This is a genomic window from Microbacterium sp. LWO13-1.2 (assembly GCF_038397725.1).
Lineage (GTDB): Bacteria > Actinomycetota > Actinomycetes > Actinomycetales > Microbacteriaceae > Microbacterium.
This window is the reverse complement of the sequence record NZ_CP151634.1, coordinates 1,726,448-1,738,278: the sequence shown is the minus strand read 5'-3', so window position 1 is coordinate 1,738,278 and position 11,831 is coordinate 1,726,448. Positions and strand designations below refer to the sequence as shown.

Annotated in this window: 14 protein-coding genes and 1 tRNA gene; 7 read left to right on the top strand and 8 right to left on the bottom strand. The window is 63.5% G+C overall.

Annotated features, from left to right (window positions below; all coding sequences use genetic code 11):
• Positions 1-8: 8 nt before the first annotated feature.
• Positions 9-392 (bottom strand): hypothetical protein, encoded by a 384-nt coding sequence (locus tag MRBLWO13_RS08130; protein WP_341977778.1) that lies wholly within the window; start codon positions 390-392, stop codon positions 9-11.
• A 772-nt stretch (positions 393-1,164) separates the two neighbouring features.
• Between MRBLWO13_RS08130 and MRBLWO13_RS08125 the strand changes: the two genes are divergently transcribed.
• From MRBLWO13_RS08125 to MRBLWO13_RS08115, 3 genes are all read left to right on the top strand, one after another.
• Positions 1,165-2,178: a zeta toxin family protein gene (locus tag MRBLWO13_RS08125; RefSeq protein ID WP_341977776.1), complete on the top strand. Its 1,014-nt coding sequence runs from the start codon at positions 1,165-1,167 to the stop codon at positions 2,176-2,178.
• Positions 2,179-2,620: 442 nt separating this feature from the next.
• A complete protein-coding gene (locus MRBLWO13_RS08120) occupies positions 2,621-3,766 on the top strand; it encodes an ImmA/IrrE family metallo-endopeptidase (RefSeq protein ID WP_341977774.1) in 1,146 nt (381 codons plus the stop codon).
• On the top strand, positions 3,766-4,248 hold the full coding sequence (locus MRBLWO13_RS08115) for a DUF4411 family protein (RefSeq protein WP_341977773.1): 483 nt from the start codon (positions 3,766-3,768) through the stop codon (positions 4,246-4,248). Before MRBLWO13_RS08120 ends, MRBLWO13_RS08115 begins: the two co-directional genes overlap by 1 nt.
• Before the next feature lie 115 nt (positions 4,249-4,363).
• On the opposite strand, the gene MRBLWO13_RS08110 is transcribed toward MRBLWO13_RS08115, so the two are convergent.
• The 6 genes from MRBLWO13_RS08110 to MRBLWO13_RS08085 all read right to left on the bottom strand — a co-directional run bounded on the left by MRBLWO13_RS08110 (position 4,364) and on the right by MRBLWO13_RS08085 (position 7,827).
• Complete coding sequence (locus tag MRBLWO13_RS08110; protein WP_341977771.1) at positions 4,364-5,404, bottom strand: hypothetical protein; 1,041 nt, start codon at positions 5,402-5,404, stop codon at positions 4,364-4,366.
• A 473-nt stretch (positions 5,405-5,877) separates the two neighbouring features.
• Positions 5,878-6,138 (bottom strand): hypothetical protein, encoded by a 261-nt coding sequence (locus tag MRBLWO13_RS08105; protein WP_341977769.1) that lies wholly within the window; start codon positions 6,136-6,138, stop codon positions 5,878-5,880.
• 14 nt (positions 6,139-6,152) lie between these two features.
• A complete protein-coding gene (locus MRBLWO13_RS08100; protein WP_341977767.1) occupies positions 6,153-6,995 on the bottom strand; it encodes a hypothetical protein in 843 nt (280 codons plus the stop codon).
• A gap of 43 nt (positions 6,996-7,038) precedes the next feature.
• Positions 7,039-7,365, bottom strand: coding sequence for a glutaredoxin family protein (locus tag MRBLWO13_RS08095; RefSeq protein ID WP_341977765.1), 327 nt, complete (start codon positions 7,363-7,365; stop codon positions 7,039-7,041).
• Positions 7,362-7,607, bottom strand: coding sequence for an AAA family ATPase (locus MRBLWO13_RS08090; protein ID WP_341977763.1), 246 nt, complete (start codon positions 7,605-7,607; stop codon positions 7,362-7,364). Before MRBLWO13_RS08090 ends, MRBLWO13_RS08095 begins: the two co-directional genes overlap by 4 nt.
• The gene (locus tag MRBLWO13_RS08085) at positions 7,597-7,827 is read right to left on the bottom strand and encodes a helix-turn-helix domain-containing protein (protein WP_341977761.1); all 231 of its coding nucleotides are present in this window, start codon (positions 7,825-7,827) and stop codon (positions 7,597-7,599) included. The genes MRBLWO13_RS08090 and MRBLWO13_RS08085 overlap by 11 nt, the downstream gene beginning before the upstream one ends.
• A gap of 128 nt (positions 7,828-7,955) precedes the next feature.
• On the opposite strand from MRBLWO13_RS08085, the gene MRBLWO13_RS08080 reads away from it, so the two are divergent.
• Together MRBLWO13_RS08080 and MRBLWO13_RS08075 are read left to right on the top strand one after the other, a co-directional pair.
• Positions 7,956-8,534, top strand: a complete 579-nt coding sequence (locus MRBLWO13_RS08080; RefSeq protein WP_341977759.1) for a hypothetical protein — start codon at positions 7,956-7,958, stop codon at positions 8,532-8,534.
• Positions 8,527-9,648 carry a tyrosine-type recombinase/integrase gene (locus MRBLWO13_RS08075; protein ID WP_341977757.1) on the top strand — a complete coding sequence of 374 codons (1,122 nt, stop codon included), beginning with the start codon at positions 8,527-8,529 and terminating at the stop codon, positions 9,646-9,648. The genes MRBLWO13_RS08080 and MRBLWO13_RS08075 overlap by 8 nt, the downstream gene beginning before the upstream one ends.
• A 50-nt stretch (positions 9,649-9,698) precedes the next feature.
• On the opposite strand, the gene MRBLWO13_RS08070 is transcribed toward MRBLWO13_RS08075, so the two are convergent.
• A tRNA-Ser gene (locus MRBLWO13_RS08070) sits at positions 9,699-9,789 on the bottom strand.
• A gap of 93 nt (positions 9,790-9,882) precedes the next feature.
• Between MRBLWO13_RS08070 and MRBLWO13_RS08065 the strand changes: the two genes are divergently transcribed.
• Complete coding sequence (locus MRBLWO13_RS08065; protein ID WP_341977755.1) at positions 9,883-10,815, top strand: ornithine cyclodeaminase family protein; 933 nt, start codon at positions 9,883-9,885, stop codon at positions 10,813-10,815.
• A gap of 14 nt (positions 10,816-10,829) precedes the next feature.
• Positions 10,830-11,813, top strand: a complete 984-nt coding sequence (locus MRBLWO13_RS08060; protein ID WP_341977753.1) for a proline racemase family protein — start codon at positions 10,830-10,832, stop codon at positions 11,811-11,813.
• Positions 11,814-11,831: the final 18 nt, after the last annotated feature.

The following is an 11,831-nucleotide window of genomic DNA, read 5'->3' as shown; positions in this document are numbered from 1 at the left end:
CCGCGCCATCAGTCGACCGTCGCTGGTTCGGGGATCTCGATGCGTGTCCGCTGCCATTGCTCCCGCGAACGCAGGTCCGTGCGCCAGTCAGCCTCGCGGTTGAGCTCCACGATCACACGAGAACGCCTGGCGACACCGGGGTACTCCGCATCCGCGCGAGCAAACAGCGTGCGCACGCGATCTACCTGACGCACCTCGTGCAAGATCTGATCGCGGAGCTCTTCGATCTCCTCGCGCAGCGCATCAGTCTCGTTCGTCGCACCGCTAGACCGGTCGCGGGAAGTGCGTTCGAGGGCGACCTCTAGGACGGTCGACGTCGCGACTGTACGCTGCGCGCCCATCCGGCTCTTCCGCACCTGCGCGACTTGATCGCGAAGTCGCGCGATCAACACGGTCGGATCCTCAGTATCTTCTTCCACAACGAACCTCCATCGTGCAGGACGAAGCGCACGCGGCTCCCAGTCATTGCGATTCTGGCACGAAGGTGGGACAGCATGCGGGATCCGCTGCCCCATCCGGCTCCGCCGCTGGTGCCACTCGCTACTTTGAGAAGCGCACACCCTCGTGATCCCGCTCGAGAACTGCTCACCAACTCAGGCCCCGTCACACTTCAAGGTCTGGCCCGATGGCCACGACAAGACCAGTTATCCGGGCTATCGGCGCGAACCGCATCGGACATCGACACGAAAGCTGGGAGCTGACACGCGTCTCGCGCGCGGCAGTCACTCACATCCTTAACCGCCTTGGCAGCGCTTCGCTTCACCTGGAATCACGCGGATTGAACCTCAAACTCGATCAGGTCGATCCGAGTCGATTTGATTCAGTTGTTGCCACGGCGTGGCCGCGAGATCGCGGCTGATCTGTCACCGGAGGCACGACACCTCGCACTGTAATCTGGCCCTCGGAGGCAAGATTGGCTCGGATGTCGGTATGGCGAACGGACGACGTGGTCACGTACGACGTGATGCGGAACTCGGCGACGGCATTAACCGCACGGTTGCTCCGATCAGTCGAAGTTGACCCGCGAGCGATTGATCGCATTCGGCCCGAGGTTGCGGCCTGGTGGGACGCTGTCCTCACCGTCGACGCGTACGACCGCGCCGCCGTCGCAGAACTTGCAGCACGGATCGACACCCGCTCCCACGAACTCGATGGGGAGACATCGTGAGCGACTGGGAGCTCAGCGACGAGAGCCATCAGGAAATTCTGCGGCGCGACATCCTGCCGCTCTACTTCCCGCGCGCAGTCTCGAGCGATGATCCGACGCTTGTCTTGCTGATCGGTCAGCCCGGAGCCGGTAGGTCTCGGCCAACGGGCCAACTTATCGCAGAACACGGCGCCGACCTCGCCGCACTGAACGCGAACGATCTTCGGGCGTTCCATCCGCGCTTGCTCGAGCTCGCTGATGCTCGCTCCCCTGAAGCATCCGCGGTCCTATCTCGTGCCACCGCTGAATGGGTGCGCGGCTGCGTTCGATTCGCCCGGGAGAACCATCGCTCGCTGCTCCTTGAAGGCACATTCCAAGATCCTTCGGTCGCCATGGCCACCGCGGCACGGTTCGCTACCAAAGGGTTCGGTACGCGCGTCGTCGTTGTCGCCTCGCGACGCGCGGAAAGCTTGATGTCCGTTGTGTCGCAATACTTGCGCGAGGTGCATGCGGGCGCCCCTGCGCAGTACACAAGCCTGGCTGCGCATGATCGCGGGTTCACTGGTACACATTCGCTCGTTGCCGTCGCAGAAGAGTCGGCACCCGTGGATCGACTCACAGTGCTGGGACGCGACGGTCAGGCAGTCTTCGACGCGCAGCGCGCGGGGGCAATGGATGCTTTCGCTGGCGCAAGTGCGGCCCTGTCGATTGCACAATCGGCACGCCTGGGTCGATTCGGCGCGACTCAATGGCTAAGTGAGTTGCACCATGTCACCGACTTCGCGACATCAAGAAGCGACCTGCCGCGCGGTGTGACGCAGTCGCTCGTCGAGCTGCACGCCATTGCGATCGACGAGGTGATCCCGGAACTGCTCGTGCCCGCGGGCGGGACATTTGCAACCGTGATGGAGCAGAAGGTTTCTGCGCGTCTTGCGTCGTTGCGTCGCTCGTTGCAGCCCGAGGACTCTATGTATACATCGACACCGATCATGGTGCCGGGTGGCCCTGGGCAGACCGGACCGTCGCGGTGACGACATTCGCACGGCGACCGACGTTCTCGAAGCACAAAGCCCCGACTGCATCACGGTCGGGGGCTTCGCCGTTCGGGATCAAGATTTGATCCGGTGCTCGATGTCGTCATCGTCCCGTCGTACGCTGAAGCACCTCGATCATCCTCGATGACTTTGGGGCACACGTGCGCGAGGTGCGAACAGAGAGCGGCTTCGCGGGAAGCGTTCGCTCATCGGCCTGGCCCCGACCGCACATGGAACGGGGCCATCGAAACCCGACCCTCGTTGTGGACGTGCAACTCGCGAAGCGCTGAAGATGAAGGCTCGCGACCTATTTCCGAGGCTCGATGTCTGAGACGCATGACATGATTCGCGTTCAGTCGTTCTCGCCTAGCATTGCGCTGCTGAGTTGGTGAAGAGTCACGCCTGTGTATATTCAAGGCATGAGTGAGGGAGGGGGACCGTGACTGCGCGCATGGATGTAAGTCCACAACTTCTCGCTTGGGCTCTCGACCGCTCAGGGATGAGTGAAGGCAGTTCCCGATACGAGCGATACGCTCGCTGGGCTAACGGTGAAGGATCTCCCACATTCAGACAACTCGAGGAGTTCGCGCACGCGACCCACGCCCCCCTCGGCTATCTGTTCCTCCCGGAGCCGCCGGTTGAAACGGTGCCTATACCCGACTTCCGAACGATACGAAACGCGGGAGTGAGCGAACCGAGCGCAGACCTCCTCGACACGATCTATGAGGCCCAGCGCCGCCAGGACTGGTTCAGAACATACGCCGTGGAGCAAGGCTTCGAGCTACTACCGTTTGTCGGTTCCTCGGACACTTCTGACCAGGTGGAATCGGTCGCCGATGAGATCCGCCGGACGATTGACTTCAACATGGATCGACGTTCCCGATTCGGCTCCTGGGAGATCGCCCTTCGACAGCTGATTGACTCGATCGAGCAAACCGGCGTCCTCGTCATGGTGTCCGGCATCGTTGGAAGCAACACCCACCGCGTGCTCCGGCCGAAGGAGTTCCGCGGATTCGCGCTCGCAGACCCGCTGGCGTCCCTCATCTTCGTCAACGGTGCAGATACCAAGTCGGCGCAGATGTTCACGCTGATTCATGAGCTCGCGCACATTTGGCTTGGCGAGAGCGCCCTTTCTGATGCCCAAATGGCCGAATCAACCGCGAACGATCACGAGCTCTGGGCCAACAAGGTTGCCGCTGAGGTGCTCGTTCCGATGAGTAGCATCCGATCAGACTTCAGAGGGGAAACCAATCTCCCCGAACTGAATCGCCTTGCCCGCCTCTACAAGGTGAGCACACTGGTAGTCCTCAAGCGAATCTATGACATGGGCGCGATCGGTTGGGACGGCTACAGAAGCCAGTACGAGACGGAACTCGCACGGCTGAAGGAGATTATCGACTCACGTCGAGGCAGCGGCGGCGACTACTACAACACACAGCCACTTCGAATCAGTCAGTCCTTTGCGCGCGCCGTCATCGTGGACGCGATGGAGGGACGAACGCTGTACCGAGACGCCTTCGGCTTGCTCGGCACTGCGAAGCAGTCAACCTTCGAGGGCATGGCTAGCAAGCTGGGGGTGGCTTGATGTACTTGCTCGATGCCAACGTCTTCATTCAGTCGAATCAAGCGCATTACGGACTGGACTTCGTTCCCGCGTTCTGGGACTGGCTGGATCGGTCCTTCAGCGCTGGGTTGATCCAGAGCATCCAACCGATCGGCACGGAACTCGCAGCCGGCAGCGACTCGCTTACAGACTGGGCGGCCGCGCGTGCGGGTCTATTCGTTCCCATGGATGCGGTCTGCGGGTCTAGCCTGACCCAGCTCTCAACGTGGGCCAACGCGGGGCATTTCACCCCCGCTGCCGTCACGCAATTCCTCGGCGCAGCCGACTACCAATTGGTCGCCTACGCGCACGCGCACAGTCTCAAGGTCGTGACGATGGAGAAGTCGGAGCCGGCGCGCAAGAACAAGGTGAAGATCCCTGACGCGTGTATCGCGCACGGCGTTAGATGGGCAACACCGTTCGACATGTTGCGTCAAGAGCAAGCGTCTTTCATCCTCGCCTAGCGCAAGCATCCAAAGGAAGGCTTCATCCCCCACGGATTCCGTGGATGCATCCATCGTCTGGCTTCCGCAACCTGGTTGGCATCGTCTATTGTGTCCGCAACCTACCTAGCCACGGCTAATCAATGTTCGTCTCCGCCACCGCCTCTCGTTGCTTCCTGAACTCCGCGTTCCTACGTCCCTGCTCCAGGTACTCTTCCGAGCGAAACTCGGGGTCGTAACCGTCAGGGTTCCGCCGATTCACCCGCACCGTCCGCAGGTTGTAGTCCGTCGCGGCGAGGCGAACCGCCGTGTCGACAACAAATGAGTGGCTTGCTCGATAATGTTCGTCCGTAACATCTTCGAATCGGACTCGAACGTAGGGGCCTCGCCCAGCGTGGTGCATCGGGATGGTCGTTGGCGCGACAGCGTCGAAGTAGGCGTATCGACTGAGGTCAACCCCAATCGCCGCGAGCCGACTTCGCTCATCCAGCGCTTTCATCCATTCCTTCAACCCGTTCGTGAGCTTTCCGATGCCCAACCCATCTGAATGTTGGGCGCTCGCACCACTCGGCTCGATGTCAAACACGGACCGCCATCCATCAACACTCTTGCGGTCGCAGTAGTCGTCGATGGTCAGGTTGAATGCAGCACGAAGGTAAGTGAGAGCCCTGCTGAGATCGTTGACACGATGTGACGACTCAGCAGTTTCGATGAACTCCCGAACCTTCGGGTGCTGGACGAACAGCAGCATCGAGACACTTTCGAGGTCAATCCCGAAGCCCGTTGTTACAAGTTCTCGAACCAGCGTCTGGGTTACGTCATGGTGCCGTCGCAGCGTGGAATCAGGAACCTGGTTTCCATGGTGCTTGAAACCGACACGAGCGTTGTTGAGAGCCATGGCCGCAGCACGCAGGCCCACAATCTCATCCTGGCCGCCGACTTTTGCTGCAACAGCATCGAACAGCTTGTCGAAGTCCGCACGCGCAGGCACGCTGGCGCGAACGCGGTCGCCGACTGCGGCAAACGTCGCTTCCACCACATCCTGCATCAAGTTGATGGCCAGCGTGTTGACGGGAGGCGGAGCGGTCAACGCGTCACCGATCCCGATCAGCTGGTAGCGAATCAGGCTCAATCGTTCCGCCTCTGACTGCGTCACGCCAGGTATCTCATCATTCACGGCGTCAGTCTGGCATGGGGACCGGACACAGTTCATCGAAAAGAGCTCCCATAACCGCCGTGGATGCCTGGTCCCTCGAACTCAGGCGGAATCACGACCTCGGCGTACTCCGCTGAGCGGTCTTACTTGGCGGCTCCGTTGTTGTGCGACCGCATCGCGACCTGCGATGGCTGCAGCATCATGTGGCCCTCCCTTGCCTTCGTCATTGTCGTCGGGCTTGTCAGCCGGTTCAAGGTGGGGTGCGCCTCCGCGGCCCCCGACCACTTTTGTGGCGGCTTCCTGGTAAGTGGCTACGGACGCGACCGTAGGGGTGCGCAGTGCCGGGACCGTGGAATAGCGGACCGAGCGCAGCGAGGGAGCATATGCCGCGAAAGCCCGGAACGGAGCATCCCGCAGGGAGCTACGATGAGCCACCAGGAAGGACGCCCGTCCGACAATCCGCTGCACGACCGGCCATGGCGAGCTGGATCGCCTCACTCCTTTGCGAGTGCCGCGAGCACGGCGATGAACTCCTGGCGGTTCGCAGTGGGCTCGGTGATCATGATCCGAATCGCCATCAGCAACTCGTTGCTCCGTTCCGCGAGCAGGCCCGCGATCGGCGCGAGACACCAGTCGACGTCTTCGCCGATCGTGTAGCCGGGCTCCTCCGCTTCCTTGTCGGGATAGTAGGTGAACGCGGAGATCGCGACGCGATAGAGGGTAGCCTCGACGTCGGTTCGATCGATCGCAGGCATGGCGCTCGTGGGGGTCACCGGTTCATTCCCATCGTGTGGTTCGGTTGCAGCATCGGGTGTGGTGCGGCGGGGTCGAGGTGGTGCGGTCGCCGCGGGGGCTCGCGGTGCCGGAGTTGATCGTTGATCCGTTTGCCGATCGCGTCGAGTCGCTCTTCCTCGATCTCCTTGGCGCTGCGCCGGGGCTTCGGCTTCGGGCCCGGAGGTGTGCGGCCGAGTTCCTTCTCGAGTCGTTCCAGGACCTCCCGCTTGTCGGCGAGGATGGTCGCGGCGCGGATCCGCTTGTTCTGCCGCTTGAAGGCGGCCAGGAGTTCGGGCGGTGTTGGTGGCCCTTTGACCATGCGGTTGATCGCGCGCTTGCCCCACGTCTGAGCGAAGAACGCGTTCGCGGCCGCATCGTTCGCCGCGACGTCATCCGCGGTACTGACGTGCAGGCGGCGAACCGGCAGTCCAAGCTCGCGGCGGCGCTTCTCGCGATCGCGCCACGCGGTCTGCTTGGCCAGTTCCTTCTCACGGTTCTCTGCGTACCGGGCACGGCGCCGCGCCTTGATCTCTTCAGCGTTCTCGGCGTAGTACTTGGCCCGCCGCTCGAGTTCGTGGTGCGGATTGGCGCGGTACTTGGCCCGGCCCTTGGCGTTCTCTCGCTCCTTGTGCCCGTCCCTCCAGCGCTTCGCCCTCCCCCGCCGCAGCTCCTTGTACCGCTCCGGGTCCCGGGCACGCTGTGCTGCCCGGTACTGTCGCTGCTTCTCGAGAAGCTCCTCGCGGTGCTCCGCGTAGTAGTCGCGCGCGTAGGCACGGCGGCTTTCGATTCGAGCTTCCTTCTGGAAATAGAGCTGGTGGTAGGCGTGCGCGATCTTCACCCGCACGTCCTCGGTCTCGTGTTCGATGCGTTCGAGAGCGTCATCATCGTCGGACATGGCTTACCTTCCTCGTCAGGCTCGTCGAGGAGACCTGCACCTGTTCAACCGCAGTTCTCCTGACGTGGACGGCGAGAGCGTCGATGAGGTCGGGGCGGAAGCCCGACCAGTGGTGTTCCGGTTCGTCGTCGACGATCACGACGGGCGCTTCGGTGTAGCCGAGTTCTTCGGTGAGGAACTCGCGGATCGCCGCATGGTTGTCGCGGGTGATGTCGAGCACCGTGTGCCCGATGCCGACCGCGGCCAAGCGTCTGCAAGTCAGCGTGCAACGGATGCATGCGGGACCTGTTGAGTAGACGGTCACGGTGGTCATCGCCACACCCCTACCGAATCGACGTTGACCGTCGGTGCCGTAAGTGGATCGTCGGGAACTCGCGCACCTCTTACCGTTGAATGCCGCTGATCTACGTTGACCACGAGGACGCGGTAGCGACGAGACAGCGCCGCGCCGAGCTGCACCATGAATGCGGTCTTGCCGAAGCCGCGCCTCTGGTTCAGGATCGCGATGATGTGCAGGGTGGTATCGGGAGACGAGGGGGCCCGGTCAATGCTCATGGCGCTCGCCCTCTCGCGCCCCCTCTTCGATCCAGGCTTCGATCTCATCGAGCGCGTACACGACGACGCGTCCGAGCTTTCGATAGCGCGGACCCTTCCCCTCGTAGCGCCACATCGCGAGCGTGTTCCTCGTCACGCCGGGAAGGGCTGCCGCGAGCTCGTCTGGACTCAGGAAGACATGGCTCAGCGCGGCAGAGTCGGAGTTCGTCGTTGTTGTCATCGAAAACACCTCGTTCTGCGGATCTGATTTGACGTTTGACAGCAGTACACTCCTAAGATGTATGGTTAGTCAAGAGGTATCTGCGGAATGCGTGTGCGGTAAGGCAAAATAAGGGGGTGAAGGTCGACGTGAAGACACTTGACGGCAAGACGATGTCGACGCAGGACGCCACAGAGCCCGTCGGGTCCGCACTGCGCATTGCCCCCGCGTTCGTCGCGACCGTGATCGATGACACGACGAGTGTTGAGACGACGATCGAGGCGCACTACCTCGCCGAGCGTGGCCGGTACGTGATCACCACGATCCTCAACCGAGCCGTCTCCGCCGAGTTCAACGAGGATCGCCTGAAGCATTCCGCGCCGCAGGCGATCCTGCAGGTCGCGATCCCGCACTGCGTCGCGCTGCAGCTCGATGACAGCCCCGATGCGAAGTGGACGACGGTCGCGGACCTCACCACCGCCGAAGGACGCATTATTCCACCGTGGCTCGCACAGGCTGTAGTGAAGCGCGGCATGAAGGACGAGCGCTGGGAGGTCGTCGAGATCCTCTACGGCACCGCTGCCCTCGCAGATCTCCCGCCCGTGAAACTCATCGCGGTCGAGCTCGACGTCCCCGAGCGCACCGCATCGGATTGGATCCAGAAGGCCCGCGCGGCGGGCTGGCTGGTCGGCATGACGTCTAACGTCGGTCGACCGGCGGGTGGGTAGCGTTCTCGCGTACGTCACGAAAGACGGCCGGCGATACCGCGTTCTCTACCGACGTCCGGACGGATCCCAAGGCCAGAAGCGCGGCTTCACCACGAAGAAGGAAGCTGAGCTCTACCTGGCTCACATCGACACATCGAAAGCTCGTGGCGACTATGTCAACCCGACCGACGCCAAAGTGAGCGTCGTCCGGCTCGGCACGGAATGGTTGAACGACCGCGCCTCCGTGCTGAAGCCCTCGACATACCGATCCGTGGAGTCGGCCTGGCGCATTCACGTCGAGCCGCAGTGGGGAAAGCGTGCGATCGGCAGCATCCGGCATTCCGAGGTGCAGGCATGGGTATCGGCCCTTGCGGCAACGCACAGTGCCACCACCGTGCTGCGCGCGCACGGCATCATCGCCGGCATCCTAGACGCCGCCGTCCGAGATCGCCGCATCACGCAGAATCCGGCCCGTGACCTCCGGCTCCCGAAGAAGACTCGTGGGTCTCGCTCCTATCTGACGCACGAACAAGTCGAAGCGCTCGCATCGACGTCGCTGTATCCGACCATCGTCTACGTCCTCGCCTACACCGGGATACGATGGGGCGAGATGAGTGGACTCCGCGTCAAGAACGTCAACTTCGTTCGCAAACGGATCTTGATCGAGGAGAACGCCGTGCTCGTGAACGCGACCGTCCACGTCGGATCTCCGAAGACCAATGAGACACGTTCTGTTCCGTTCCCGGAGTTCCTCACGACTCCGCTGCGCGTCGCATGCACTGGCAAGTCGCCCGATGATCTCGTCTTCGGCAAGCGTGACGCGCACCATCGCCTGCCTCAGTCGCAGGACGGCTGGTTCGCGGCCGCCGTCAAGCGCGCACGGAAAGTGGACCATACGTTCCCGAAGATCTCTCCGCACGACCTTCGCCACACCGCGGCGAGCCTCGCGATCAGCGCCGGAGCGAACGTGAAGGCCGTGCAGCGGATGCTGGGTCACGCCTCAGCATCGATGACTCTCGACACCTATGCCGATCTCTTCGACGACGATCTTGACCGCGTTTCGGTCGCCCTCGATCAGGCTCGGTCTGACTCAGTTGTTGCCAAAGCGTTGCCACGAGGCGAATTCGGCAAGTGAAAAGCCCCCGAACTTCCGCGTAATTCCGCGGATCTCGGGGGCTTTCTCGGTGGCGGTGACGGTGGGATTTGAACCCACGGTAGGGGGTTACCCTACACAACTTTTCGAGAGTTGCACCTTCGGCCGCTCGGACACGTCACCGCGGAACAGCTTACTTCACCTGCCGCCGACGCGCGAATCCGCCAAACTCAGGCAATGCGTGACATATTACACAGCGCCCGTTAGCGTAGGAGCATGACCGACGTCCTCTCGGATCTCACCCTCGTCAGCGGCCGCAAACTCGGCGATCGCGTGAGCATGGCCGACGCCATCGCGGCGATCTCGGCTGTCCTCCGCGCAGGATTCGATCCGGAAGAAGATCTGCCGCGCACGATTCTCGACGTCCCGAACGGCCAACTCCTGCTGATGCCGTCGGCGGTCGATGGCGCCGCAGGCCAGAAGCTCGCGACCGTCGCCCCCGCGAACCCGGCGCGCGGACTCGAACGCATTCAGGCACTGTACGTCCTGCTCGACGGAGCCACCTTGGCGCCCACCGCCCTGCTGGACGGCACGGCGCTCACAAGCCTGCGCACCCCGGCGGTGTCCGCTGCCGTCGTCGATGTGCTCGCCGGCGCCGATGCCGGTGACCTCGTGGTGTTCGGCACCGGCCCCCAGGCTGTGCGCCATGTTGAGGCACTCGCCGCGATCCGGAACCTGCGGACCGTCCGCATCATCGGGCGTGACGAGTCCCGAACGCGAGCCGCCGTCGATGCCGCACAGCCGTACGCGCCGAACGCCGAGATCAGCACGGGCACCCTCGACGACCTCCGCGCCGCCGACCTGATCGTCTGCGCGACGTCGGCTTCCACTCCCCTGTTCCCATCAGACCTCGTCCGAGACGACGCCACGATCGTGGCGATCGGCTCGCACGAACCCGATCGCTCCGAGCTGGACCCTGTGCTCGTCGGGCGCTCGCAGGTCGTCGTGGAGAGTCGTCGCGTGGCCAGGACCGAAGCGGGCGACGTCATCGGCGCGATCGCCGCAGGAACGTTGCATCCCGACGACCTCGTCACCATGCACGAGTTGTTCACCGGGCAGGTCCAGCCGGCGACCGACCGCCCACGTGTTGTGAAGACCTGCGGCATGGGGTGGCAGGACCTCGTCGTCGCCCGCCTCGCCATCCGATGAAGACGGAGCAGAGAATGCACTGGAACACCGAGGACTGGCACACCGCCGGCGAACCATTCCGCATCGTCGAGGGCGTGCCCACCGACGGCGCCACCGTCGCCGAGCGACGCATCGAGGCCATCAGCGGCCAGGCAGATGCCGTGCGCCGATTCCTGTGCCTCGAACCGCGCGGCCACGACGACATGTACGGCGGCTTCATCACTCCCCCCGACGACGCCGGTGCGGACTTCGGCGTACTGTTCTGGCACAAGGACGGCTTCTCGACGGCGTGCGGTCATGGCACGATCGCGCTCGGCGCCTGGGCGGTGCGCACCGGCCGGGTGCCGTCGGATCCCGACGGCGACACTGTGGTGACCATCGACGTCCCCAGCGGACGTGTCCAGGCGCGCGTGCGCCGCAGCGCCGGACGCATCAAGCAGATCGTGTTCCGCAACGTCGAGTCGAGAGTGCTCGAGAGCGGCATCCCGCTGCACACCTCCCGCGGCGATGTCGAGGTCGATCTGGTCTTCGGCGGCGCTGTCTACGCCACGCTGTCAGCCGGCTCCGTCGGTCTCGACGTCACACCGGCCAACACCACGGCTCTCATCGCGATCGGGCGCGAGATCAAGTGGGCACTGAACGACCATCCGGCAGCCCGGCTCGCCGACTCGCGCCTGTCGGGCGTCTACGGCACGATCCTCTTCGACGATCTCGGCCGCACCTCCGCCGGCCCCTGGCAGCGCAACGTCACCGTCTTCGCCGATGGTGAAGTCGACCGCAGCCCGTGCGGCTCCGGCACCGCCGCGCGCGTGGCGCTGCTCGCGGCATCCGGGGTACTCGCCGACGATGCGGAACTCACCCACGACTCGATCATCGGCACCCGCTTCGTCGGCCGAATCGCCGAACGGACCGCGGCCGGCGTGATTCCCGAGGTCACGGGTCTCGCCCATCGGGTCGGATCGTCATCGTTCGAGCTCGACGACGGCGACCCTCTGCCCCAAGGTTTCAGCCTGCGCTGACCACGCGCAGGATCACGA

Bases quoted from the DNA above. Each gene is read 5' to 3' on its own strand.
- MRBLWO13_RS08115 (WP_341977773.1), top strand. From the start codon at position 3,766: ATGTACTTGCTCGATGCCAACGTCTTCATTCAGTCGAATCAAGCGCAT.
- MRBLWO13_RS08105 (WP_341977769.1), bottom strand. From the start codon at position 6,138: ATGCCTGCGATCGATCGAACCGACGTCGAGGCTACCCTCTATCGCGTC.
- MRBLWO13_RS08095 (WP_341977765.1), bottom strand. From the start codon at position 7,365: ATGACCACCGTGACCGTCTACTCAACAGGTCCCGCATGCATCCGTTGC.
- MRBLWO13_RS08090 (WP_341977763.1), bottom strand. From the start codon at position 7,607: ATGAGCATTGACCGGGCCCCCTCGTCTCCCGATACCACCCTGCACATC.
- MRBLWO13_RS08085 (WP_341977761.1), bottom strand. From the start codon at position 7,827: ATGACAACAACGACGAACTCCGACTCTGCCGCGCTGAGCCATGTCTTC.
- MRBLWO13_RS08065 (WP_341977755.1), top strand. From the start codon at position 9,883: ATGACCGACGTCCTCTCGGATCTCACCCTCGTCAGCGGCCGCAAACTC.
- MRBLWO13_RS08060 (WP_341977753.1), top strand. From the start codon at position 10,830: ATGCACTGGAACACCGAGGACTGGCACACCGCCGGCGAACCATTCCGC.